We start from the raw sequence: 24596 nt of genomic DNA on the forward strand, positions 1-24596 counted from the left end.
CTACTTCGAGCGGATTTTCTGTCGTTTTTGCCAGGTAATTTCATCGCGCAGATAGAGTGGCTCGAGCGCCTCCGCGGCGACGGCGGCGCCATTTTGCCACAGTGGCAGGGCCAACTCGGCGATATCCCGCGCGTGAATCGGCGACTCCAGATCATATTCGGCAACCGGGGCGTCGGCGAACGGCGGGTAGTGCCAGCCGGGGCCCGCCCCGTACAACGGCTGGGATAGGCTGGCTTCACGCAGCCGCTGCACCACGCGTTCGGGATCCTGCACCGCCTCCGGCAGCATGCTGTCATTAGGCGTCTCGGCGGCGTAAATGCCCCAGTAGACCTGCTGCATGCGCGCATCCAGCATTGCAACGATGGGCGCATCTCGCCATTCGGGGTGGGAGCGGCGCGCGCCTGCAGCCAGGGCCGCGAGGCTGGAAACCGGTACGACCGGCTTGTCCGCGGCAAAGGCGAGTCCCTGGGTAAAGCTGATGGCGATACGCAAACCGGTGAATGAGCCGGGGCCGCGACTGACCGCCAGCGCATCCAGCTGGCCGAGGCTAAGTCCCGCTTCGGCCAATACCTGGTCGACCATGGGTAACAGGCGGCGGGTATGATCCCGCTCGGCGCGCACGAATTGTTCGCAGATCTGTCCCCCGCTGTACAGGGCGACGGAGCAGGCTCCGGATGTGGTGTCCAGGGCGAGAATCTTCACAATACACTCGGTCAGCTACTTGGCGAGGGCGAATTGTGTCACGGTCGGCGGATAGAGTCATGCGCATTCACCGCAGTCCATGGCTTCGCCTTCCCGGCGGCCACACCAAACGAAAAAAGCCCCGGGGAACCGGGGCTTTCGATTGTCGGCGAAAGGGACTGTGAACCGCGCTCCCCCGCCGGTATAGCAGCCGAACTACTTCTTCTTCGGCGGGCGACCGCGACGGGCCGCGGCTTTCTTGGCTGCGGTTTTCCTGCCTATCACGGAAGGCTTGTCCTCGGTCTTCTTCGGCCGGCCACGGCGTGCCGACTTCTTGACAGTGCCCTTCTTCGCCGTGCTCTTCTTGGCCGCAGCTTTCTTGGCGGCAGCCTTCTTGGGCCGACCGGCCTTTTTGGCCGCGGTTTTCTTCTTGCTGGCCTTTTTCGCCGCCTTCTTCGCCTCAGCTTTGGCTTTGGCCGCCGCCTTCTTCTCTAGTGCTTTGGCCTTTGCAGCAGCCTTTTTCGCCTCCGACTTAACCTTGGCTTCGGCTTTCTTCTCGGCCGCCTTTACCTTCTTGGCATCGGCCTTGCTGCGAGCCTTCTTCCAGCGGGCCTCAAAAGCCTTCTTCGCCGCTTCAAAGTCCTTTTCCGCTTTATCAGAAAGGCTGGCGGCCATATCGGCAACTTTCTGTTTCGCCGCCTCTTCGGCCTGACGAACCGCATCCATCGCCTTGGCTTTTGCCAGATCCACCTTCGCGGATGCCAGCTTGGCGCGTAAATCTTTTGCCTTGGCATTGGCGTTGGTCAGTGATTGTTTCGCGGCTGCAGTACTACTTTTTTGTACTCGGGCGCGCGCCTTCGCGACACGGTCAAGCTGTGCATCCAGCGACTTGGTCGCTGCATCCACAGCCTTTTGCGCCTTGGCTACTACTGGTGATTCTCCTGCCGGAGCTTTTGCTCGCACAGCGCGCTTGGCCCGCGCTTTCTTTTTCGCTACTCGTGCCATCCCTTGTCTCCTCTCTGATGATAAGAAGAAGTACATCCGAAAGTGTGCTGGCGGTATTGCCGTTTTACTGCCGAATAAGCGCTGAATACGACTCAGCCTTTATCGTTTCCACAGCAAGTCGCACCGTTTAAATCAATGCAACTGTATCAAAGTTAATAAAAAAAACCCGCTTTGCAAGAAAAAACGAGAAAAATGAGAAACTTTTTATAAAAAAATATGATTTTTTGCCAAAAACTACAGCTCATGCGTTTTTTTGGACCGAGAAAACGTAATTGTTTGATGCCGGCAATTAACGCGCGGATTGAGCCGGGAGTTTCTGCTCGACAATCGCCGCCAAGGCCTCGATATGGTCGCGACGTAAATTCAATGCGGGGATATATCGGTAATCCTTGCCGCCGGCATTAAGAAAATTAGCGCGATTCTCTACCGAGATTTCCTCCAGCGTCTCGAGGCAATCGGCCGAAAACGCCGGGCAAATCACATCTACACTGGCAACCCCCTGCTTACCCCACTCAATCAGTGTTTTATCCGTATACGGCTGCAGCCACTCCGCCTTGCCGAAGCGCGACTGAAAGCTGACCTGCCACTGCTCTGCGCGCAGCCCCAGCTCCGCGGCCAGATGCTCGGCAGTTTCACTGCACTGCCGATAATAGGGATCACCTTTTTTGATATTCGCTTTGGGAATGCCGTGAAATGACAGTAATAACTTCTCTGCCGGGCCACGCTTTTCCCAGTGATCGCGCACAGAGCTCGCCAGGGCGCGAATATAGTGAGAGTTCTGGTAGTAGTCCTTCACCACGCTGATATCCGGTATATCGCGACTGCTACGGAAGATTTGCGCCACCTGGTCATATATCGCGGCGGTAGTAGTGGCCGAATACTGCGGATAGAGCGGAAAGACGATAAAGGATTCAAAGCCTTCGCGACGCAGTCCGTCGACGACCGATTCGAGGCCTGGCTTACCATAGGTCACTGCATGGGCAACGGTGATATCCCGGCGCCGCTCACCGAAGTATTCCTGCAGCAGTTCCGCCTGGCGGCGCGTGTAATACAGCAGTGGCGACCCTTGCACCGGCTCGCCGTCCGCGCTGCGCCCCCAGATTTCCGCATAGGCCGGGGCGATGCGCCGCGGGCGCAGGGGCAAAACCAGGCCGTGCAAAATCGCCAGCCACAGGGGACGGGGAATTTCGACTACGCGCGGGTCGGAAAGAAAGTCGCGCAGAAAGCTTTTCACCGCCGGCGCCGTGGGTTCCGCAGGCGTTCCGAGATTCATCAAAATAACCGCTGTCGACATAATTGGACCTGTTTGGGGTTCGAGCCCGCAAATAGTAACTGCAATGGGATAGGTCTGCTAAACCCGACGGGGCAGCAACCTGTTTCTGCGGACATAAAAAAAGCTCCCACTTGGGAGCCTTTTTACGCAATTTTACCAGCTGCAGATCAGCTCAGCGCGGCGAGAACCTTTTCACGGATCTCGTCCATCGAGCCGATACCCAGCACTTTGCTGTATTTGGGTGCACTTTCCGGTGAGCGCTCCGCCAGTTCACGGTAAAAACCGACCAGCGGCTCAGTCTGTTCGTGGTAGACCGACAGGCGGTTGCGCACAGTCTCTTCGGTATCGTCACTGCGCTGGACCAGCGGCTCGCCGGTGACATCGTCGACGCCTTCCTGCTTGGGCGGATTGTAAATAACGTGGTAAACGCGACCGGAGCCTTCGTGAACACGGCGGCCGGACAGGCGCTTGACGATCTCCTCATCGTCTACGGCAATTTCCAGTACGTGATCGATAGCGACATCGGCATCGAGCAGCGCCTGCGCTTGGGGAATGGTGCGCGGAAAGCCGTCGAACAGGAAGCCGTTGGCGCAGTCAGGCTCGGCGATACGCTCCTTTACCAGGGCGATAATCAGGTCATCCGATACCAGTTTGCCGGCGGCCATGACGTCCTTGGCCTGCAGACCCAGAGGGGTACCCGCCTTCACCGCAGCGCGCAGCATATCGCCGGTGGAGATCTGCGGAATGCCGAACTTCTCTGTAATGAACTGAGCCTGAGTACCCTTACCGGCACCCGGCGCCCCCAGCAGAATAATTCGCATAGTCAGATAGCCTCCAATACTGCCGACGTGCCAATGCCCGCCGCGCCAAAAGAGCGCTACCTTACACTCAGACCCCTGTTTCGGCAAGGTTGCGGGCCCTGCACGGCCGGGGCTTGCGGACACCGAACCGAGGTAAACGGTCACCAAACAGGATCTTTGCCGGCGTATGCAGGCCCGCCTGCCGGGATTTACGGTGTCGGAGGCTGCTAACACCGAGCGGCTATCCTTGTCATAGCAAGACTGCCGGAATTATGACCTGCCAATGAAGATCGCCATCTACAACGCGCGCGCCTATGACAAGCAGTATTTCGATCGCTACAACCGGCAGTTCGGACACGAACTGCTGTATGTCGATACCCACCTGGATGCGCACACACTGATCCTGAGTGAAGGGGCACCGGTGATCTGTGTGTTCGTCAACGATCCGGTGCAGGAACCGCTGCTGAAAAAGATGCGCGACCAGGGTACCCGGATGCTGGCGCTGCGCTCTGCCGGATTCAATCACGTGGATATTCACGCAGCGAATGCGCTCGGTATCGTTGTGGCCAATGTCCCCGGCTACTCCCCCTATGCGGTGGCCGAACACGCCGTGGCAATGATTCTCTGCCTGATTCGCCGCATTGTGCGCGCCCACGCGCGGGTGCGCGAGGGCAACTTTTCCCTCGATGGACTGATGGGCTTTGACCTGCACGGCAAGACCGTCGGCGTGGTGGGTACCGGCAAGATTGGTTCGGTCTTTACCCGGATCATGCACGGCTTCGGCTGCCAGTTGCTGGGTGTCGATCCGGTGGAAAACCGTAGCTGCCGCGACTTGGGCATGCAGTACGTATCCCTGCCAACCCTGTGCCGCCAATCCGACATCATTTCGCTGCACTGCCCGCTGCTGCCGGAAACACAATATTTGATCGACGATGCCGCCATCGCCGGTATGCGTGATGGCGTCTGCCTGATCAATACGTCGCGGGGTGCCGTGATCGATACCGCAGCGGTCATTCGGGCACTGAAATCAAGGAAAATCGGTTACCTGGGGCTGGACGTCTACGAGGAGGAGGAGGACCTGTTCTTCGAAGATCACTCCAATACGGTTCTCAGCGACGATGTGTTTGCGCGCCTGCTCACGTTCAACAACGTCATAGTGACTGGCCACCAGGGCTACTTTACCCGCGAAGCCATCACCAATATTGCCAAATGCACCCTCTCCAACGTGACGGAATTTGAACAGAGCGGCCAGTGCGTCAACCAGTTGGTTGCGCCTTAGCAGCCTTCACGGCGGCGCTAGCCTTCGGTGTTCTTGGCCTTATCCCAGAGCTGATCCAGCTCCTCCAGACTCGCATCCGCCGGTTGGCGGCCCTGGCTTTTCAGCTCGCTTTCCACCGCATTAAAGCGACGCTCAAATTTGCGGTTACAGTGGCGCAATGCCGTTTCTGGATCGACTTTCAGGTGGCGCGCAGCATTGACACAGGAGAACAGCAGATCACCCAGTTCCTCGCGGGCGTGCTCGCGATTACCCGCGGCAATGGCCTCACGCAATTCGGCGATTTCTTCCTCGATCTTGGCCAGCACACCGTCGATATTGGGCCAGTCAAAACCCACCCGCGCAGCGCGTTTCTGCAACTTGGCAGCGCGGGTCAGTGCCGGTAACCCCAGCGCTACCCCATCCAATGCGCCGGCCTCACCCTTGGCACCGCGCTCTGCCGCCTTGATGGCCTCCCAGTTCGTCTTGACCTCTGCCTCATCGATGGCGTCAGTGCGTCTGTTGCCATAGAGATCGCCGCTGGGAAACACATGCGGGTGGCGGCGCACCAGCTTGCGCACCAGCGTGTCGACGATTCGGTGGAAATCGAAGTGCCCCACTTCGTCGCCGAGCTGGGCGTAGAAAATGACCTGGAACAGCAGATCGCCCAGTTCCTCGTGCAGGTGCTCGAAGTCCTCCGCCTCGATGGCTTCGGCAACCTCATAGGCCTCCTCGATGGTCGAAGGGACGATGGTCGCGAAGCTCTGCTTGAGGTCCCAGGGGCAGCCGCCATCCGGATTGCGCAGCTGCGCCATTAAATGCAGCAAATCTTCCACTGTATACCGCTGTTGCACGCTGTCTCCTTGTCCTGTCAGTGCAGTATCCGCCGTTTCGCCGATGCCACGTTCGGCAGCTGGTTGATCCGGTGCAGCACGCGGCTCAGCTCCTCGAAATTGTGAATCTCAGCGGTCAGCACCATATCCACCGTGTGCTTGTGTTTGTTGGAGCGGGTCTGCATGGCGGTGATGTTGATACGCTGGCTATCCAGCATTGTGGTGATGTCTCGCAGCAGTCCGTGTCGATCATAGGCCTCGATCATGATTTCCACGGCATAGAGCTCCTTGGGCTTCTTGGCCCACTCCACCTGCAACACCCGCTCGGATTCCTCCGTCTGCATGCGCAGCATGTTGGCGCAATCCTTGCGGTGAATGGAAACGCCGCGACCGAGGGTGATGTAACCCATGATGTCGTCGCCCGGCACCGGGTTACAGCAGCGGGCGATATGGGTCATCAGGTTACCGACGCCGTCGATGTAGACATCGGCCTTACCCTCGCCACGCGCCACCGGCGCCGTCAGAGAGGGTACCGGTTCAACATGATCGACTTTCACCATGCGCTGGGCCGCGTTCAACACCTGACCCACGCCGACATCCCCGGCCCCCACCGCAGCATAGAGGTCTTCCAGGGAGTGCATGTTCAGCTTCGCCGCCAGCTTTTCGAAATCAAAATCGCTCAGTGCCAGCTGCTTGAATTCACCGTCGAGGATACCGCGGCCATCGGCGATATTCTGATCCCGAGCCTGCTGCTTGAACCAGTGAACGATCTTGGCGCGGGCACGCGAAGTGGTGATATAGCCCATGCCCGCTGAGAGCCAGTCGCGACTCGGCGCCTCGCGCTTTCCGGTCAGGATTTCAACCTGGTTGGCGGTCTGCAATTCGTGGTTCAGCGGCACTATGCGCCCGTCCACCTTGGCACCGCGGCAGCGATGGCCGATTTCCGTGTGGATCTTGTAGGCGAAGTCCAGCGGCGTGGCACCGCGCGGCAGATCGACCACGTGGCCGTCGGGAGTGAAGACGTAGATGCGGGTATCGACATCGCTGGACTGCAGATCGTCCTCCAGCGGGTTGCCGCCCACCTCCTCGTGCCAGTCGAGCACCTGGCGCAACCAGGAGATTTTCTGTTCGTAGCCGTCCTGGCCTTCCGATTTCTGGTCGGTGCCCTTGTAACGCCAGTGCGCACAGACGCCGTACTCCGCCTCCTCGTGCATGGCAAAGGTGCGAATCTGCACCTCCAGCACCTTGCGCTCCGGCCCGATCACCGCTGTGTGCAGCGAGCGATAGCCATTCTCTTTGGGCGAGGCAATGTAATCGTCGAATTCATTCGGAATGTTGCGCCACAGATTGTGCACGATACCCAGCACCGCGTAGCAGTCGCGCACCGTCGGCACCAGGATACGCACCGCGCGAATGTCGTAGACCTGGGAAAAACCGATGTTCTTCCGGCGCATCTTGCGCCAGATACTGTAGATATGTTTCGCGCGGCCATAGACATCGCCCTGGATATCCGCCCGCGCCAGCTCGCCCCGCAGCAGGTCGAGTACCTCGTCGATGTATTTCTGCCGCGCCAGCCGCTTTTCATCCAGCAATTTGGCAATCTGCTTATAGTCGCTCGGTTCCAGATAGCGGAAGGAGAGATCCTCGAGTTCCCACTTGATATGGCCGATACCCAGCCGGTGCGCCAGGGGGGCGTAGACGTCGGCAACTTCGCGCGCGACGCGCCGGCGCTTGGCCGGCTCGGCATTCTTGGCCGCGCGAATGGCACAGGTTCGCTCCGCCAGTTTGATCAGTGCCACGCGCACATCGTCTACCAGAGCCACCAGCATGCGGCGGATGTTTTCCGAGTGTTCCTCGACTGCAATACTGCGGCTATCCCCACCGGTGTCGGCGCTGCGGCTGCGAATTGCCGCCATGCGCAACACGCCGCGAATCAGCTTGGCAACCGTCTTGCCGAACTCCTCTTCGACGGTTTTCAGCAGCAGACGCTTTTCCCGCACCGCGCGGTACAGCACCGCCGCACACAATGCCTCGGCATCGATCTGCAGGTCGGCGAGGATCTCGGCCATCTCCAGACCGGTGGCAAAGCTACTGGCACCCTCGGCCCAGATATTTTCCGCGGCGATCGCCCGCTTTTCCGCTTCGGCGCTGACTTCTGCGGCGCGGCGCAGGGTTACCAGCGCACCGCCGTCGAGTCCGGCCAGCGTTTGCACGTGGCGAAGCCAGGATTCCAAATCCAGTTCGCCATCGCCGCCGACGGAGTGGTGTTTTCTTACTTGAACCATTGCTACTTATTGGTCTAATGGGAGCCATATGGCTCAGTGCGCCATCCTATTCAGTCGTTATCGAACAGGCCGGATGACAGGTAGCGATCTCCCCGATCGCAGATGATGGCTACGATAGTCGCATTCTCAACTTCCGCCGACAGGCGCAACGCCCCGGCCACGGCCCCACCGGAGGACACTCCGCAGAAAATGCCCTCTTCCCGCGCCAGCCGCCGGGTCATTTCCTCCGCCTCACGTTGGTCCATATCCATGACCCGATCCACCTCCTCGGGTACGAAAATCTTCGGCAGGTAGGCCTCCGGCCAGCGGCGGATGCCGGGGATACTGGAACCCTCGGTTGGCTGCAGACCGACGATCTGTATCTGCGGATTCTGCTCCTTCAGATAGCGGCCGCAGCCCATGATGGTCCCGGTAGTGCCCATCGAGGACACGAAGTGTGTCACGCGGCCACCGGTCTGGCGCCAGATCTCCGGGCCGGTTCCCTCGTAGTGCGCGCGCGGATTGTCGTCGTTGGCAAACTGGTTCAGGACCAGCCCCTTTCCCTCGGCTTGCATTTGCAATGCCAGATCCCGCGCGCCCTCCATCCCCGCGTCCGCGGTGACCAGGATCAGCTCGGCGCCGTAAGCGGTCATGGCCGCCTTGCGCTCATCGGTGGCGCTCTCGGGCATGATCAGGATCATCCGGTAACCCTTGATCGCTGCCGCCATCGCCAGGGCAATACCGGTGTTGCCGCTGGTAGCCTCGATCAGGGTATCACCCGGCACTATCTGGCCGCGAGCCTCGGCCCGACTGATCATCGACAGCGCCGGGCGGTCCTTGACCGAACCGGCCGGATTGTTCCCCTCCAGCTTGAGCAGAATCGTATTGCTTGTCTCGCCCGGCAGGCGCTGCAGCCGTACCAGCGGCGTATTGCCGACACAGTCGGCAATCGTGGGGTAATCCATAGGGTTTCCAAGTCCAGACCAAAAGCGGGGCGCCATTCTACCTTTCCCGCCAGCGCCTGCGAACCTCGGCCATATACCGGTTAGTTAGTGCGATATTCTGCCAGCGGGGGTAGAATCGGACAAAAATAGTCCAATCAAACAGTTCATCATCATGGCCGTATCCAAGCTACCGCAACCGGCACAGGATTCGCCGCCCCGCCTTCGCTCCCTGCGCGCGCTGCTGTTCCGCTTTACCCTGGCGCCTGCGCTGGTACTGGCATTGATCCTCGGCGTCGTGTTCACCCTCCAGCAAATGCACGACCGCCGCCAGCTGTTGCTGAGCCACGGCCGCGCCAGCGCGGAGCAGCTGGCGGAGCTAATCGAGTTGAGCGGCGGCCAGCCTCTGGAGCTGCGCCTCCAGTGGCTGCACCGGAGCCTGCTGACCCTGATGCTGGAAAAGGACATGGTGCGCTCGGTGCAGATCTATTCCACCGAGGCGAGCGCCAACAGTCCGCTGGACCCGGAAACAGGCCTGCGGCTGCTGGACAGCGTCGGTCCGCGCCCGAAGACCCCCATCAGCAGCGAACTGCTGCGGGGCGACGAAGCATTTGTGTTCGAGCGGAACAACAGCCTGCAGATACTCCAACCGCTGGAAAGCGACGTCACCACCTGCTGGATCGCGATAGAACTGCACCGCCCCTATTTTCTGGTCGGCACCTACCAGGTGGTGCTGATCGGGCTGGTCGGGTTGATCATATGTTCCCTGGCGGCACTGATCTGGTCGGTCTTCCTGTCCGAGCGCTTCGCCCACAGCCTGATGAGACTCGGACAAACCCTCGAAGCCATCGGCCGCGGCAAGTTCAACAAACGCGCCGAAGAGACCGACAACCGCGAGCTCGCCAGGCTGGCGGAGCAGATCAACGAGATGGCTGGCAATCTCTCAAGCTATCAGCAGGAGTACAAAGCCAACCTGATGCAGTCGATGGACGACCTGCGCCAGTCACTGGACAGCATGGAAGAACAGAACATCGAGCTGGACCTGGCGCGCAAGAAAGCTCTGGAGGCGAGCAGGGTCAAATCCACCTTCCTCGCCAATACCAGCCACGAGATCCGCACCCCACTGAACGGCATTATCGGTTTCACCAACCTGCTGCTGAAAACCGACATCGACGAACTGCAGCAGGACTATCTACAAACCATTCTGCGCTCGTCCGAGAATCTGCTCACCACCATCAACGATATTCTCGACTTTTCCCGCATCGAGTCCGGCAACCTGGTGCTAGATCACATACCGATGAATCTCGGCCAGTTGCTGGAGGAAACACTGCAGATTTTGGCGCCCTTCGCCTACGAACAGCAACTCGAACTGGTTCCACTGATCGACGCACAGCTGCCCGGCACGCTGGTCGGCGATCCGCTGCGGATCAAGCAGATCCTGACCAACCTGGTCGGCAACGCGGTGCGCAGCTCCGAGGACGGCAATATTCCGGTGCGCATGAGCGTACAGAGCAGCAAAGACTCGGAGCTCATGATTCGCATCAGCGTCACCGATCTCGGCAACCGAATCGACGAACTGAGCCGCCGGGAACTGCACCAGATACTGGTCAGCAAGACGCAGCAGCACAACCAGCAAATCAGCAATAACGGCCTCGGGCTGGCCATTGCCCGCAGTCTGGTGGAACGCATGCGCGGCAGTATCGGTATCGACGAGGCCGCCGGTGGCGGCAGCACCTTCTGGGTACTACTGCCGCTGCTGCTGGAGCGCAATCGCACCATGTCGGTACGGGAACAGTTCCCCGGCTGCCGCCTGCTGCTTGCCGATCCGAATCGCATGACTCGGATGCAGGTGGCACAGCTGCTCAAGCACTGGCAGGTGGAAGCCGTCGAGCTGGCCGATGCCGATACGCTGCAGCCGGCCGTCGAGCAGATGTGGCGCCACGATGCCCTCTCCGATGCAGTGATCATCGACACCGCCATCGCCCAAGGCGACTTCGACAATTTCATCAGCACCGTACAGTCCCTTGTGGACACCTACCAGTGCCGGGTGATCATCCAGGGCTCCCCGGTGGAGCTACGTCGCTGTTACGAGCAGCTGCGCACCCGCGTGCTCACGTTCCTGGCCAAACCCGTCACCCGCGACAACCTCTTGCGCGCGCTGAAGCGGGTGGCACCGCAACAATCCCCAAGCCGGCCCGGCGGCGCTAACCCGGCCCTGCCCTGGCCCGCGGCGCCGCGGGTGCTGGCGGTAGACGATCACGAAGCCAATCGCCTGCTGGTCAGTGAACTGCTGCGCGCGCAGGGCATCGAGGCCGTCATTGCCGCCAGCGGAGAGGAAGCGCTGGAACTATGGCAGCAGGAAAACTTCGACCTGATTTTTATGGACATTCAGATGCCCGGCATGGACGGTATCGAAGCCACGCGACGCATCCGCGAGCAGGAAACCGGCCGGCGCATTCCAATTATTGCTCTGACTGCGCACGCCGGCGCCGAAGAGAAAGCGCGACTGCTCTCCGCCGGCCTCGACGACTACCTGAGTAAGCCGGTTAGCGAAGCCCAGCTCTCCCATATGATCAAGCGCTGGATGAAAATACTGACCCCAGCGATGCCCGATAACTACAGTTTTGAGCGTCTACGGCTGGTCGATGTCGCGGAGAGTGTCAGCCTCAGTAACAACGATGCCGGCCTGGCGCGGGACATGATGCAGATGCTGATCAAGGGACTGGTTTCAGATGAACAGGAATTGAACCGGCTGCGCAGCAGCGGCGATCACAAGGGCATGTTCGAATTGGCCCACCGGATGCACGGCGGCTGCTGCTATTGCGGGGTCCCGCGACTGCGCGAAGCCACCGGCAAACTACAGGAAGAGTTGCGCCCGCTGCAGAATCGCGACACAGCGGAAATCAATGACCAGAGCGTAGAGGCAGTTATGCGGGAAATCCGCGCGCTGCGCGAATGGGCGTCGGAGCAGGACATGGACGCGTTGTTCGGGGTGGAGGCAACCGAAACAGAAAGCTGAGTGCGAGCGCCGGCTAACTCTCAAAAATAACAAACGCCAGGGCGAAGTCTTTTTCATCCGACAGGCTCAGGTGAATCCGCGCCACCCCCATCGCATCGGCGCGCGCCCTGGCCGCGCCGGACAAGAACACCTGCGGTGCCTCCCCCCTGCGGCGCCGCACTTCGATATGCTGCCAGGAAATACCGCGGCCAATACCGGTGCCCAGCGCCTTGCCCAGCGCCTCCTTCGCGGCGAAGCGCTTGCAGAGATAGGCGGCGCGATTGGGGATCGCCAATTCGGCAAAGGCGCGCTGCTCCCCCGCAGACAGTACCCGCTCGACAAAGCGGTCGCCGAACCGACGCCAGGCGGCTTCGACGCGGGAATAACTGCAGATATCGGTACCGATGCTAACGATCATTGTTGCTGTAGACCTGTCTGAAAAGTTCGCGGCTCTGCAGTGGGCGGTCGCCCAACAGCGGAGTCAGGAGCAGGCGGGTGAGCCGCTTGGCAGGAGCCAGTAGAGTCGTGGCGAATTCGCCGTTTTGCAGCGCCTGTTCCAGCGCCAGCAGATCGGCGCCGGAAAACTCGCCACGGATCTCTCGCTCATCGCCCCGGCGGTGTACCGGCACAAAACCGGTTTCAGCCTCCAACCGGTAACACGCACCGGCTGTCACGGGCCCCTGACTGTGAGCACAGTAACTCAACTGCGGACAGCTGCCGAGCTCCTGCAACAACTGCAGCTCGAAGCGCCGCAGCGGGGGCTCCAGTTGTCCCGCACCGGTGCCATCGAGCGCTGCCAACGTCTGTAGCAGGGTCTGGTAGCAGGCGAAGACTTCATACTGAGCCTCCCCCACCGCCAACAGGCGCATCAGCAATTCGTTGGCATAAAGACCGGCGTATACGGCCCGGCCCTTTAGCCAGAGCGCGCTGCCGGCATTCTCCACCGGCCCCAGGGTTTTCAGTTCGCCGCGCCCGAGCAGGGAAACCAGTAACGGTACAAAGGGTTGCAGCGATTGCTGGCGGCGCTGCTTGTCGCGGCGTGCACCGCGCGCAACACAGCCGATCCTGCCGTACTCCGGCGTCAACAGCTCCAGGATCAGACTGGAATCGCTGTAGGGGCGCGAGTGCAGAATGTAGGCGGGCTGTAGAGGTTGCTGTTGCGCCATGGCGTGCTCGGTCAGGGCAAATGCTCGAGATGGTTCGGCAGCGGAACCCAGTGGTGCTTGTGTTTTTCATAGGTGGAGACCGGCGGCGCGGCAAATACGCCCACCGGCTCCGGCTCCACATTCAGCTGCAGATACACTGTGGCGCCGAGAGTTATTCGTCGCGGTAGCCGAGGCTGCGCAAGGCACGCTCGTCGTCGGACCAGCCGGATTTCACCTTGACCCACAGGTTGAGCATGACCTTGCTGTCAAACAGCCGCTCCATATCCTCGCGCGCCTGACTGCCGATCTGCTTGATGCGCTCGCCCTTGTTGCCGATGATGATGCGCTTCTGTCCGGAGCGCTCTACCAGAATCGCGGCACTGATATGCAATATAGGACCGTCTTGACTGAACTCCTCCACCTCAACCGTAACCTGATAGGGCACTTCGGCACCGAGCTGACGCATGATCTTCTCGCGCACAATTTCCGCGGCAAGGAAACGCGAACTGCGGTCGGTAATCTGATCTTCCGGAAAGAAGTGCTGTCCCTCCGGCAGGTGTTGCACTATCACGTTTTCCAGCGTATCCAGATTGGTGCCACGCAGGGCTGAGATAGGCACTATTTCGGCCTTTGGATGGCTTTCCGCCAGCGCCTGTAACTGCGGCAGTAGGTCGCCCTTGTCGCCGAGCTGGTCCACCTTGTTAACCGCGATGACCAGCGGGCACTTAATACCGCGCAGCTTGTCCGCCACCAGCTGATCGCCCTCGGTCCAGCGGGTGCGTTCCACCACGAATACAACCACATCCACATCGCGGGCGGCACTGGCCGCCGCGCGGTTCATATAGCGGTTGATCGCTTTTTCCTGATCGGCGTGCAGGCCGGGGGTATCCACAAAGATGATCTGGTTCGGGCCTTCGGTCTTGATGCCGAGCATATTGTGGCGGGTTGTCTGCGGCTTGCGCGAGGTAATCGCCAGCTTCTGTCCCAGCAAGTGGTTCAGCAGGGTGGACTTACCCACATTCGGGCGGCCGACAATGGCGACATAGCCACAGCGGGAGGGTTGGTCGTTCAAATAATTTCTCCGAAAAAGTTATTCCGGGTTCCACCCAGCGCGGGATTCCCGGAGCGGCTCGATCTGCGCTAAAGAACTTCGAGCATAATAGCCTCAGCCCTGGCCGATCAGGCGGTTGTATGCCTCGGTGGCTGCGGCCTTTTCCGCGCCGCGGCGACTGCTGGCCTGACCGCGTACCGGCTGCGCCAGTCCGCTGACCCGGCACTCTACGACAAACTGCTGGGCGTGCTCGGCACCGGCGACCTCCACGACAGTGTACTCCGGTAGCGGTTTCTGACGCGCCTGCAGCCATTCCTGCAAGCGCGTCTTGGGATCCTTGGCGGTTTCCAGGGAGAGGTTCTGCAGGCGGGACGCGAACCAGGCCAGCACCCGTTCGCGGGCGGTTTCCAGGCCGGCATCCAGATAAATGGCCCCTATCAGCGCTTCCACCGCGTCGGCGAGGATTGACGCGCGGCGGAAACCGCCACTCTTCATTTCACCCTCACCGAGGCGCAGACAATCGCCGATCTCCATCTCCCGCGCCAGTTTCGCCAGGGTCTCACCGCTGACCAGCTGCGCGCGCAGGCGGCTCAGCTGCCCTTCCCTGCCCTGGGGAAACTGCTCGAACAGGGCGGCGCCGATGGTAAAGCCGAGAATGGAATCGCCGAGAAATTCCAACCGCTCGTTGTTGCGGCTGCCGTGAGAGCGGTGAGTCAGCGCCAGTTCCAGCAGGTCCCGGCGCTCGAAGCTGTGGCCGAGGCGCCCACACAGGCGCTCCAGCAAGAGGTCATTGGAGAAATCAGTCACGTTTGCGGAATTGCTCCAGATCTACCAGCGGCTCACAGCAGAGCTCCGGCTTGGCGGTATTGAGCTGCTTATCGAACTTCATCACAACATCCACGTTGCGGATCAGCGGCTGGCGCAGCTCGTAGTCCACACTCACCAGCACGCTGTCGGCACCACGGATAACCTGCACCGCCTTGGTCGGCTCACCGCGCACGTTGTTGATCAGGAAGAAACGGTCGAGTTCACTCTTGATCTGCCCACGTGTCATATCGCGCAGATTTGGATTCTCCGCCAGCTTCTTCAACCCCTCGTCCACGTAGTAGGCGTCAATATAAGCCGGCCCCATCTTGGACACACAAGTCAGGATAAAACCGAAAACCGCTACTATCAGCATTAAACTCCAGTAGCTCATGCCCCGCTGGCCGCGCAGAGAAGAACGGATATACCCACTCATTGAATCACCCTCGATCATTATTGCTGTAATTAATTCGATCGTAACGCCATTTACTGAATTGTGCCTACCCGGCTGAAACTCGGCAAACTGAGCAGCTTGTCCCAGTGCATCCAGATGGCGAAAGCCTTACCGACCACATCGCGCTCCGGCACAAAGCCCCAGGCGCGGCTGTCCAGGCTGTTATCGCGGTTGTCACCCATCATAAAGTAATGCCCCTCGGGCACCGTCGCACTGAAATTGCTGTAGCGACTGGGCGCGATGTCCTTGGCCATCAGGTGACGGCGGCCGTAGATTTCCTCCCACAGCACCTCGACCTGTGGATTGGCCGGTGGCAGTGCCTGGATCAGCTGCTGCGAAGCCCTCTCACCATTGATATACAGCACGTTGTTCTTCATCTCGACCCTATCGCCGGGAAGCCCGATAACCCGCTTGATAAAGTAAGTGTCATTCATATGCGGCGGAAAGAACACCATCACGTCGCCTCGCTCGGGCTCACCGACATCCACGACCTTGGTGCGGGATACCGGCAGGCGCAGGCCGTAGGCATACTTGTTCACCAGAATAAAATCTCCCACCTGCAGAGTCGGCACCATCGAGGCGGAGGGAATCTGGAAGGGTTCCACGATAAAAGAGCGCAGCACGAACACGATTGCCAGAACCGGAAAGAAGGACTTGGCGTATTCCACCACGACCGGTTCTGCCGCCCGCTCGCCGGCTTGCTGCCGCCGCCGGCGCGCGAAAAACAGGCTGTCGATCAGCCAGATAACACCCGTGACGACAACCAGCCACAGCAGAATCAGGGGGAAATTAATATCCATTCACTATTCTCTATTGTCCCTTCGAACCATCAGCGGGGCGCACCGGCGCCCTACTGATCTACTTTCAATACGGCGAGGAAGGCCTCCTGCGGCACTTCCACGCGGCCGAGCTGCTTCATGCGGCGCTTGCCCGCCTTCTGTTTTTCCAGCAGCTTTTTCTTGCGTGTCACGTCGCCACCATAACACTTGGCGGTAACGTTTTTGCGCAGGGCCTTGACGGTAGTACGGGCCACCACCTGGCCGCCGATGGCTGCCTGGATGGCCACATCGAACATCTGCCGCGGAATCAGTTCCTTCATCTTTTCCGCCATGGCGCGGCCCTTCTGCTGTGCGTTGTCGCGGTGCACGATCAGGGCCAGGGCGTCGACGCGATCACCGTTAATCAGGATATCCAGACGCACCAGCTTGGCCGGATCGAAACGCGCGAAACTGTAGTCCAGCGAGGCGAAGCCCCGGCTGACGGATTTGAGGCGGTCAAAGAAGTCCATCACCACCTCGCTCATCGGCAGCTCGTAGCGCAGGGATACCTGGCTGCCCACGTACTGCATGTCTTTCTGAATACCGCGTTTCTCCACGCACAGCGTAATCACGTTGCCCAGGTATTCCTGCGGCACCAGGATATTGACCTCCGCGATGGGTTCGCGCATTTCCTCGATATTACCAACATCGGGCAGGCGCGACGGGTTGTCTACCGTCACAACAGCACCGTCGGTCTGCTGCACCTCGTACACTACCGTCGGCGCAGTGGTGATCAGATCCAGGTCGTACTCACGCTCCAGGCGCTCCTGGATGATCTCCATATGCAGCATGCCGAGGAAGCCACAGCGGAAACCGAAGCCCAGCGCATCGGAGGTTTCCGGCTCGTAAAACAACGAGGCGTCGTTCAGGGACAGCTTCTCCAGCGCGTCGCGAAAGGCCTCGTAGTCATCAGAACTGACCGGGAACAGTCCCGCGTAGACCTGCGGCTTAACTTTCTGGAAGCCCGGCAGCATGGACACTTCTTCAACACCCTTGGCATGGGTCAGGGTGTCACCCACCGGCGCGCCGTGAATATCCTTGATGCCGGCGACCACAAAGCCCACTTCGCCGGCGCGCAACACGCCGGTTTCCTTGCGTTTCGGCGTGAAGATGCCGACGCTGTCGACCACGTGGGCGCGACCTATGGATTTGGTTACGATCTTCTCTTTGGTTTTCAGGGTGCCATGAACCACGCGCACCAGCGACACCACTCCGAGATAGCTGTCGAACCAGGAATCGATGATCAGCGCCTGCAGCGGTGCATCCACATCCCCCGCCGGCGGTGGCACCAGCCGCACCAGATCCTCCAGCACATCCTCGACGCCGAGCCCGGACTTGGCACTGCAGCGGGTCGCTTCGGTGGCGTCGATACCGATGATGTCCTCGATCTCCTCGGCCACCTTGTCCGGATCTGCCTGCGGCAGGTCCATCTTGTTCAGTACCGGGATCACCTCGAGCCCCTGCTCGATCGCGGTGTAGCAGTTGGCCACGGACTGGGCCTCCACACCCTGGGCGGCGTCGACCACCAGCAGGGCGCCCTCACAGGCCGCCAGGGAGCGGGACACTTCATAGGAGAAGTCCACGTGACCGGGCGTATCGATAAAGTTCAGCTGGTAGGTTTTACCATCCCGCGCGGTATAGTCGAGGGTCACGCTTTGCGCCTTGATGGTGATACCGCGCTCCCGTTCCAGGTCCATGCTGTCCAGCACCTGCTCGGCCATTTCGCGATCGGAAAGGCCGCCGCAGACCTGAATGAAGCGGTCCGCCAGGGTGGATTTGCCGTGGTCGATATGGGCAATAATGGAGAAATTGCGGATATGGGAGAGATCTGTGGCCACTGCGGAATAAAAATCCTTGAAAAATCAGAATGTTAGCCGGCAGCGATGCCGGCTGTGTGGCGCAAGTCTATCAGAACTAGTGATCGGTGGTGAGTGGTTGGTGTCGAGAGACTCGGCGCCCCCGTCACCAACCAAGCGTTACCCGTCAGTCTTCGATTTGAATGGTGCGGAAGGTCGGCTGGCCGGCGCGGAAGAAGCGGATCGGCAACAGCTCGTCTGAGGGCAGGTCCTTGACCACCCTGTCGTAGTCCTTCATGTCTCCCACTTCGTCAAAACCCAGCTGCGCGATAATGTCGCCGCTGCGCAGACCGGCCTTGGCGCCGGCCTTACCCGGAACCACCTGTTTGACCAGCACGCCGCTATCCACATTCCAGCGCTGCTTGAGGGCATCGGGAATCTCGCTGACCACCAGGCCCAGGCGCCCGCCGACATCGGTGGACGGCTTTACCGACGCTTGCTGTTCGTCGTCGTCCTGTCCCGGCAGTGCCCCTACAGTGACCCGCAGCCGCTTGGACTTGCCCTTGCGCATCAGTTCCACGCTTACTTCGCTGCCCGGACGGGTCTGACCGACCACGTGCGGCAGGTCGCCATGCGTCTCGATTTTGTGGCCGTCGAAGCGGGTGATGATATCGCCGGCCATAATGCCGGCCTCAGCCGCCGGTGCGCCGGCTTCGACCTGCGCCACCAGGGCGCCAACCGGCTTGCCAAGCCCCATGGCCTCCGCCAGGTTGCGGTCCACATCCTGAATCCCAACGCCGAGCCAGCCGCGGTCGACACGGCCCTTGCTCATCAGCTGCGCCACCACGTCGCGGGCCAGGCTGGCCGGAATGGCGAAAGAGAGGCCGATAGAGCCGCCGCTGCGGGTATAAATCTGCGAGTTGATGCCGACCACTTCACCCTTCAGGTTGAACAGCGGGCCGCCGGAGTTACCGGGGTTGATGGCCACGTCCGTCTGGATGAACGGCACGTAGTTCTCGCGGCTCTCATTGGGAATACTGCGCCCCATGGCACTGACGATGCCGGCGCTGGCGCTGTAGTCGAGCCCGAACGGCGAACCGATGGCAACCACCCATTCGCCCACTTTCAGATCCTCGGAATCCCCCCAGCGGATCGACGGCAGGTCCTGCGCATCGATCTTGATCAGCGCCAGATCGGAGCGGAGATCCGTACCGATGACCTTCGCCTCGTACTCGCGGCGATCGGTCAGGGTAACCGTCACCTCGTCGGCACCGTCCACCACATGATTGTTGGTGACTATGTAACCATCGGAGGAAATGATGAAGCCGGAACCCATGCTCGCCACGGGGCGCTGCTGGCGGCGCCGGGGCTCCAACAGGTGGCGGAAGATGTCCGGAATATCCTGCTGGTATTGCGGCGGCGGCCCGCCACGGGTCACCTCATTGCGCTCCACGGTATTGATCTTTACTACCGCGGGGGAATTCTGTTCGATCAGGTCGGTGAGTTCCGGTAGCCCACGGGCGCAGGCAGAACCCGCTATCAACAGGCTGAGGACCAACAAGTACTGCGTACAGCGTTTAACCATAGGTTTGTTACCCCTAATGATCGCTTCTAATATGAAATCAGTTGCTTTTTGGATGTCCTAGTGGATCACCCGCAAAAGATGCGGGCACCCTCGCGGACATTCAAGTTACTAATTAGTGGCAATCTGGCCACGAAAGTTCTCCCATATTATGTAAAACAGTGTAAAGGGCCCCCTATGTCCACACTGCGCCCGCGCACCGAACGCGGTCATTTCAGCCACCCGCGACGGCCGTACGGGCAGTCGGAACTGGGGGCGCCGCTGTTTTACTTCCCCGCCCAGAGCGGCGCCAATCACGGTATCGTCATGGCCGGCACCCACGGAGACGAGGTGGCGGCGGTGGTGGCGCTGTCCTGTGCACTCCGCGCCCTGCCGCCCGAACGACTGCGCCACCACGTGATACTCGCTGTCAATCCGGACGGCTGCCAGCTGGGAATCAGGGCCAACGCCCGCGGCGTCGACCTGAATCGCAATTTTGCCACCGGCAACTGGGACGGCAGCGGCAGCGTCTACCGCTGGAACAGCGCCGCGGAAGAGCGCGACGTGCTCCTGAGCACCGGCAGCGAAGGCGGCTCCGAGGCGGAGACTCACGCCCTCTGTGAGCTGATCGGCAAGCTGCAACCGGCCTGGGCGGTATCCATTCACGAGCCTCTGGCCTGTGTAGAGGACCCGGACAACAGCCCGCTGGGCCAGTGGCTGTCCGCAGGGCTGAATCTACCCCTGGTGACCGACGTCGGCTATCTGACGCCGGGCTCCTTCGGCACCTGGTGCGCGGAACGCGGGCTGCCCTGCATCACCGTGGAACTTCCGCCAGTATCGGCCGATCACGCCAGCGAGGACTACCTACAGGCGTTGATAGAGCTGCTCACTTACGACCAGTAGACCCGCCCCGCCGCGAAGCGCAGCGCCGGCTCCACATCCTTTGCCAGCCAGGTGGGACCGTCGAGATCGAGAAAGCGCACTTTATCGCCCAACGGCCAGGCCGCGCGGATGGCCCGGGACGTACACAGCATGCAACCGAGCATCAGCTCGAACCCCTGCGCTTTGGCCGCATCGGCCAGCGCCAGCGCCTCGGTGATGCCCCCGGTCTTGTCCAGCTTGATATTCACCATCTCGTAGCGACCGCGCAGTCGCGGCAGATCCTCGCGGGTGTGGCAGCTTTCATCGGCACAGATCGGCAGTGGATGGGCAAAGCTTTCCAGAAAGGCATCGTCATTGGCGGGCAGCGGCTGCTCCAGCATCGCCACCCCCTGCTCCGCGAGCTGCCGGCAGCGCTCCTGCAGCGTCTCCGCAGGCCACGCCTCGTTGGCGTCGATTACCAGTTGCGCATCCGGTGCCGCACGGCGCACGGCGGTTACCCGCTCCAGAACCTCGCGGTCGTCGAGTTTCAGCTTGAGCACGGACACGCCCTGCGCGACTGCCTGGACGGCGGCGCCGGCCATCGCCTCGGGGCTATCGATTACCAGCGTCTGTACCGTCGGCAGGGATGCCGGCCCGGAAAATTTCGAGCCGCTACGCTTCGCCTCCCAGTCGGCCAGCGCACAGTCCAGCGCGTTGCGGGCCGCACCGGCGAACAGGCGCGCCTGCAGCTGCTCTCGGGTAAGGCCCTGGGCCACTTCGCACAACAGCGGTTGCAGCTGCTGCAATACCGACTCGACACTCTCGCCATAGCGCGGATAGGGGGTACACTCGCCGACACCGGTAACACCGTCACCGGTTACCTCCACCACCACCACCTGCGCCTCGGTACGGGCACCGCGGGAAATGACAAAGGCGGTGCGCAGCGGCCAGCTTTCCGCATAGCAGCGAGCCTGCATTGGAAATCTCCTACAGGGTTCGGAGATAACAGTTTAGGTTAGGGAACCCTAGAGCGGACTGGAGGGCTCGACGCGCAACAGCAGCGGCGTGTAGGCGGGATTGGCAACGTGGCGGAGACTGTACCAGCGCACAAACAGGGCGCCGCCGATCAGGCCGATCAGCGCACCGATGATGGCACCGACCTCACCGGCCAGCGCCTCGCCAGCCAGCGCTGCCAGCACCAGAGAAACCAGCGGCAACAGATACACCAGCAGAGCACTGGTGGTCAGGGCGTTCTCGGCAATGCCGATTACCGCAGTATCGTTGAGGGAAATATTGTCGGGATCCCAGCTGTTCAGGGCCACCCGCACACGTGTCGCGCCGGACAGGTAGTCGCCCAGCAGGCCGGTACCGCAGCCGGACTTGGCGGAACAGCCATGACAGCCGCTGCGCTGGATCGTTTCGACCCAGATAGCGCCCGGCTCTATGGCCACCACCCGACCGCGCTCTTCCACCACAGTCCTGCCCTCGCTCAGCCTTCGACAGTGACGGCGCTCGCTACCCGCTGCGCGGTGATATCGGGAATCTCACCCACTACGGTCACCGTGTAGCTGACGCCATCCACCTCTATGCGATCCATATAGGCCACGGTGGCGCCGCGGATTGCACGCCCCTTGAAATTGAGCTCGGGGCCGAGCCGCTGCACGAACACGGTAAACACGCTCAGACCATCGCTGAACACCAGCATGTCACCATCGGTAAGCGGCTTGACCGAGACCGGCTTGAAGCCGTCCGGCAGCCAGCTGACCTGCCAGCGACTCTGCGAGGTGCTGCAGGGATTGTTGTTGTCGATACGACGCGCATCGGCGGACTGAGGCTGCAGATCGCTGTCCTGCACCGGAGACAGGTCCAGTTGCACAAACTGGTAGCGTTCCAACACACGCCCCTGGGCACCCACCAGCATCGTCTTCAGCGGCAGGCCGGTCTCGCGGTCCAGGTTAACCACCAGCCCCAGGCGGTGGCGATCCCGCGGGCGCGCCTCGATCACCACGGTATCGCGATCAGCGATACGCTCCTCGCCGCGCAAAATAAACTGATAGGCACGCTGCACATCCTGCTGCCCGGCGCGGCTCCACAGCCCCACCCGCGCCATCGGGCCCGAGGTCCGCTCGCAATTCTCGCTGTTGCCGTGACTGATCAGCTCGCGCGGCTCGCCACTCAGGTAGCGCACCCGCTCGATCTGCTCACCGTCACGCACCGCGTGCACGACCTGCAGCGTTTCCAGCATGCCGGCGTGTTCAAAGGTCACCAGGCCGCGGTAATCCAGTTCGCTGACGGCCCGGGCGAGCTTACCGAGCCACTGCTCGACCTCAGGGGCGGCGCTTTGCGGCAGAAGACTTTGCGGCGCGACTTGCCCGACAGGAGTACCCTCCGGAGCCACAATTTCGGGGCCCGCACTTTCAGGAGCTGCACCCTCACCGACGTTCTGCTCACCGCCGGCGCTCTGTGCGTAGGCAGCGGGCGCCAGTAGAAATAAAGCCAACAGAACGCTGTTGGCTTTACGAATTCTGCGGCTTACCTGGCCTCGACGATTACCGAGTTCCCCCACGCTACAGCCCAACCTGTTCACCGTAGGTGGCCCGGGCGAAGGGCACCATTCCCTGACTGCCGACGTGGGCGGCCTGTTCGGAGTGCTGGATCATCACCCGGTTGAGATGGCGCATCAGTTCAGGGGTTGGCATCTGCTGAATAACCGCCTGGCCGGCAACGCCGGGCTGGGAATCCGGCACCAGCCGCGGTGAGGCCGTGCTCACCGAACGCGTCGAAGGCGCCGGCACATAGAATCCTGTCGGTTGTGGCGAAGATTGCACCACCTGCTGCGCCGGGCGTTCCACCTCGGCGACCAGTTCACCACCGCTCTGGACGCCTCGATCCGCGCTGGACAGCTGCAGCTGTTGCACGCCCAGAATCGCCGCAAAGGCCACCGTCGCCGCCACTGCGCCCCGAGACAGGGGACGCCACCAGCGGCTGTTCGCCAGGCCGTCTGCCGCCTCAGCGCCGCCACCGGACTGGGCCAGGGGCTCTTCCCGCTCAACGGCCGCGGAGATACTCGCCGCCAGACCGGTGTCCACCGGGGCCACCTGCTCGCGGCGCATTACGCTCGCCGCCAGCTGGTAGCGAGACCAGCGCGCGCTCACTTCCGCCGAGGACGAACTGGCTTTCAGCAACCGCTGCAGCTCCAGTTCGCTGACCTCGCCGTCCATCAGCGCCGACAGCGACTCGTTCAGACGATCATGATGATTCCCGTGGGACATACGGGTAAACCCTCTCTGTGCAATCATTCTTGGTGCCCGCAAGCACCGCTTGTGGTTATCAGTTATGACCCGATATCCGGCGGTTTGTTTCGCCACCGGCAAAAAATTTTCTCCGCCGTCAGCCGCGGTCGCCGAGAGTCTCCGGTTCACCTGCCATCACCGCCTGCACGGTGCGATCGATGGCCTCGCGGGCGCGGAAAATCCGCGAGCGCACGGTACCCACCGGACAGCCCATCACTTCGGCGATTTCCTCATAGCTAAGCCCCTCCAGCTCGCGCAGGGTCACCGCGGAACGCAGGTCCTCCGGCAGCGCGCGAATGGCCTCGTGAACAGCCGCCTCCAACTGGTCACGAAACAACTGATTCTCCGGGGTCTCGTTGTCCCGCAGCAGGTCCGCGCCGGAATAGAATTCGGCGTCGTCCAGATCCACATCGGAGGACGGCGGGCGACGACTGCGGGATACCAGGTGGTTCTTGGCGGTATTGATGGCGATGCGATACATCCAGGTGTAGAAGGCGCTGTCGCCGCGGAAGTTGGCCAGGGCGCGGTAGGCCTTGATAAAGGCCTCCTGGGTCACATCCTGCACCTCGCTGTGATCCTTGATAAAGCGACTCACCACGGCGACTATCTTGTGCTGGTATTTCAATACCAGCAGGTCGAAAGCGCGCTTGTCCCCTTTCTGTACCCGCTCCACCAGCTGGCGGTCACTCGGCGACGCCTGTTGCGCTGTCATCCCCTACTCCCCTTACTCCTACAACCAGCAGTCGCACCGCGGGCGCCAAAT

Annotated in this window: 24 protein-coding genes; 3 read left to right on the forward strand and 21 right to left on the reverse strand. The window is 61.1% G+C overall.

Features of this window, described 5'->3' with window-relative positions; genetic code table 11:
* From tsaB to adk, 4 genes are all read right to left on the reverse strand, one after another.
* Positions 1-702 carry a tRNA (adenosine(37)-N6)-threonylcarbamoyltransferase complex dimerization subunit type 1 TsaB gene (tsaB, locus tag BLW36_RS04605; protein WP_091385606.1) on the reverse strand — a complete coding sequence of 234 codons (702 nt, stop codon included), beginning with the start codon at positions 700-702 and terminating at the stop codon, positions 1-3.
* Between the two features lie 195 nt (positions 703-897).
* A complete protein-coding gene (locus tag BLW36_RS04610) occupies positions 898-1686 on the reverse strand; it encodes a hypothetical protein (protein WP_091385608.1) in 789 nt (262 codons plus the stop codon).
* 289 nt (positions 1687-1975) lie between these two features.
* Positions 1976-2980 carry a ferrochelatase gene (hemH, locus tag BLW36_RS04615; protein WP_091385610.1) on the reverse strand — a complete coding sequence of 335 codons (1005 nt, stop codon included), beginning with the start codon at positions 2978-2980 and terminating at the stop codon, positions 1976-1978.
* Positions 2981-3126: 146 nt separating this feature from the next.
* A complete protein-coding gene (gene adk / locus BLW36_RS04620; protein ID WP_091385612.1) occupies positions 3127-3780 on the reverse strand; it encodes an adenylate kinase in 654 nt (217 codons plus the stop codon).
* 262 nt (positions 3781-4042) lie between these two features.
* On the opposite strand from adk, the gene BLW36_RS04625 reads away from it, so the two are divergent.
* Positions 4043-5038 carry a 2-hydroxyacid dehydrogenase gene (locus BLW36_RS04625; protein ID WP_091385615.1) on the forward strand — a complete coding sequence of 332 codons (996 nt, stop codon included), beginning with the start codon at positions 4043-4045 and terminating at the stop codon, positions 5036-5038.
* A gap of 17 nt (positions 5039-5055) precedes the next feature.
* Here BLW36_RS04625 and mazG read toward each other — a convergent pair whose 3' ends face one another.
* The 3 genes from mazG to cysM are packed head-to-tail and all read right to left on the reverse strand — an operon-like array spanning position 5056 to position 9076.
* Positions 5056-5868 (reverse strand): nucleoside triphosphate pyrophosphohydrolase, encoded by an 813-nt coding sequence (gene mazG / locus BLW36_RS04630; RefSeq protein ID WP_091385617.1) that lies wholly within the window; start codon positions 5866-5868, stop codon positions 5056-5058.
* 17 nt (positions 5869-5885) lie between these two features.
* Entirely contained in the window at positions 5886-8132 is a 2247-nt protein-coding gene (gene relA, locus BLW36_RS04635; RefSeq protein WP_091385620.1) for a GTP diphosphokinase, read from the reverse strand.
* A 50-nt stretch (positions 8133-8182) separates the two neighbouring features.
* Positions 8183-9076 carry a cysteine synthase CysM gene (gene cysM / locus BLW36_RS04640; protein ID WP_091385621.1) on the reverse strand — a complete coding sequence of 298 codons (894 nt, stop codon included), beginning with the start codon at positions 9074-9076 and terminating at the stop codon, positions 8183-8185.
* 151 nt (positions 9077-9227) lie between these two features.
* On the opposite strand from cysM, the gene BLW36_RS04645 reads away from it, so the two are divergent.
* Positions 9228-12071 carry a response regulator gene (locus BLW36_RS04645; protein ID WP_091385623.1) on the forward strand — a complete coding sequence of 948 codons (2844 nt, stop codon included), beginning with the start codon at positions 9228-9230 and terminating at the stop codon, positions 12069-12071.
* 13 nt (positions 12072-12084) lie between these two features.
* Here BLW36_RS04645 and acpS read toward each other — a convergent pair whose 3' ends face one another.
* From acpS to BLW36_RS04685, 9 genes are all read right to left on the reverse strand, one after another.
* Positions 12085-12468 carry a holo-ACP synthase gene (gene acpS / locus BLW36_RS04650; RefSeq protein WP_091385625.1) on the reverse strand — a complete coding sequence of 128 codons (384 nt, stop codon included), beginning with the start codon at positions 12466-12468 and terminating at the stop codon, positions 12085-12087.
* On the reverse strand, positions 12458-13216 hold the full coding sequence (recO, locus tag BLW36_RS04655) for a DNA repair protein RecO (protein ID WP_091385628.1): 759 nt from the start codon (positions 13214-13216) through the stop codon (positions 12458-12460). The genes acpS and recO overlap by 11 nt, the downstream gene beginning before the upstream one ends.
* Positions 13217-13227: 11 nt before the next feature.
* Entirely contained in the window at positions 13228-13353 is a 126-nt protein-coding gene (locus BLW36_RS17595) for a hypothetical protein (protein ID WP_280140342.1), read from the reverse strand.
* A 14-nt stretch (positions 13354-13367) separates the two neighbouring features.
* Positions 13368-14267, reverse strand: coding sequence for a GTPase Era (gene era / locus BLW36_RS04660; RefSeq protein ID WP_091385630.1), 900 nt, complete (start codon positions 14265-14267; stop codon positions 13368-13370).
* Between the two features lie 93 nt (positions 14268-14360).
* Positions 14361-15053: a ribonuclease III gene (rnc, locus tag BLW36_RS04665; protein WP_211567133.1), complete on the reverse strand. Its 693-nt coding sequence runs from the start codon at positions 15051-15053 to the stop codon at positions 14361-14363.
* Positions 15046-15486 (reverse strand): DUF4845 domain-containing protein, encoded by a 441-nt coding sequence (locus BLW36_RS04670; RefSeq protein WP_091386951.1) that lies wholly within the window; start codon positions 15484-15486, stop codon positions 15046-15048. The genes rnc and BLW36_RS04670 overlap by 8 nt, the downstream gene beginning before the upstream one ends.
* Positions 15487-15536: 50 nt before the next feature.
* Entirely contained in the window at positions 15537-16304 is a 768-nt protein-coding gene (gene lepB, locus BLW36_RS04675) for a signal peptidase I (protein ID WP_091385633.1), read from the reverse strand.
* A gap of 50 nt (positions 16305-16354) precedes the next feature.
* Positions 16355-18160 carry a translation elongation factor 4 gene (lepA, locus tag BLW36_RS04680; protein ID WP_091385636.1) on the reverse strand — a complete coding sequence of 602 codons (1806 nt, stop codon included), beginning with the start codon at positions 18158-18160 and terminating at the stop codon, positions 16355-16357.
* 145 nt (positions 18161-18305) lie between these two features.
* Positions 18306-19703: a Do family serine endopeptidase gene (locus BLW36_RS04685; RefSeq protein ID WP_091385638.1), complete on the reverse strand. Its 1398-nt coding sequence runs from the start codon at positions 19701-19703 to the stop codon at positions 18306-18308.
* 174 nt (positions 19704-19877) lie between these two features.
* Here BLW36_RS04685 and mpaA point away from each other — a divergent pair, with 174 nt between their 5' ends.
* Complete coding sequence (mpaA, locus tag BLW36_RS04690; protein ID WP_091385640.1) at positions 19878-20582, forward strand: murein tripeptide amidase MpaA; 705 nt, start codon at positions 19878-19880, stop codon at positions 20580-20582.
* Here mpaA and ycjG read toward each other — a convergent pair.
* The 5 genes from ycjG to rpoE all read right to left on the reverse strand — a co-directional run bounded on the left by ycjG (position 20570) and on the right by rpoE (position 24545).
* Positions 20570-21517, reverse strand: coding sequence for an L-Ala-D/L-Glu epimerase (ycjG, locus tag BLW36_RS04695; RefSeq protein WP_091385643.1), 948 nt, complete (start codon positions 21515-21517; stop codon positions 20570-20572). The two genes, mpaA and ycjG, sit on opposite strands and share 13 nt — an antisense overlap.
* Positions 21518-21565: 48 nt before the next feature.
* Complete coding sequence (locus BLW36_RS04700) at positions 21566-22012, reverse strand: SoxR reducing system RseC family protein (RefSeq protein WP_244506129.1); 447 nt, start codon at positions 22010-22012, stop codon at positions 21566-21568.
* Positions 22013-22029: 17 nt separating this feature from the next.
* Positions 22030-23040, reverse strand: coding sequence for a MucB/RseB C-terminal domain-containing protein (locus BLW36_RS04705; protein ID WP_170833118.1), 1011 nt, complete (start codon positions 23038-23040; stop codon positions 22030-22032).
* 67 nt (positions 23041-23107) lie between these two features.
* The gene (locus tag BLW36_RS04710; RefSeq protein WP_244506130.1) at positions 23108-23839 is read right to left on the reverse strand and encodes a sigma-E factor negative regulatory protein; all 732 of its coding nucleotides are present in this window, start codon (positions 23837-23839) and stop codon (positions 23108-23110) included.
* Between the two features lie 91 nt (positions 23840-23930).
* A complete protein-coding gene (gene rpoE / locus BLW36_RS04715; RefSeq protein ID WP_091385648.1) occupies positions 23931-24545 on the reverse strand; it encodes an RNA polymerase sigma factor RpoE in 615 nt (204 codons plus the stop codon).
* Positions 24546-24596: the final 51 nt, after the last annotated feature.

It is taken from the genome of Microbulbifer marinus (genome assembly GCF_900107725.1).
Classification (GTDB): Bacteria; Pseudomonadota; Gammaproteobacteria; order Pseudomonadales; family Cellvibrionaceae; genus Microbulbifer; species Microbulbifer marinus.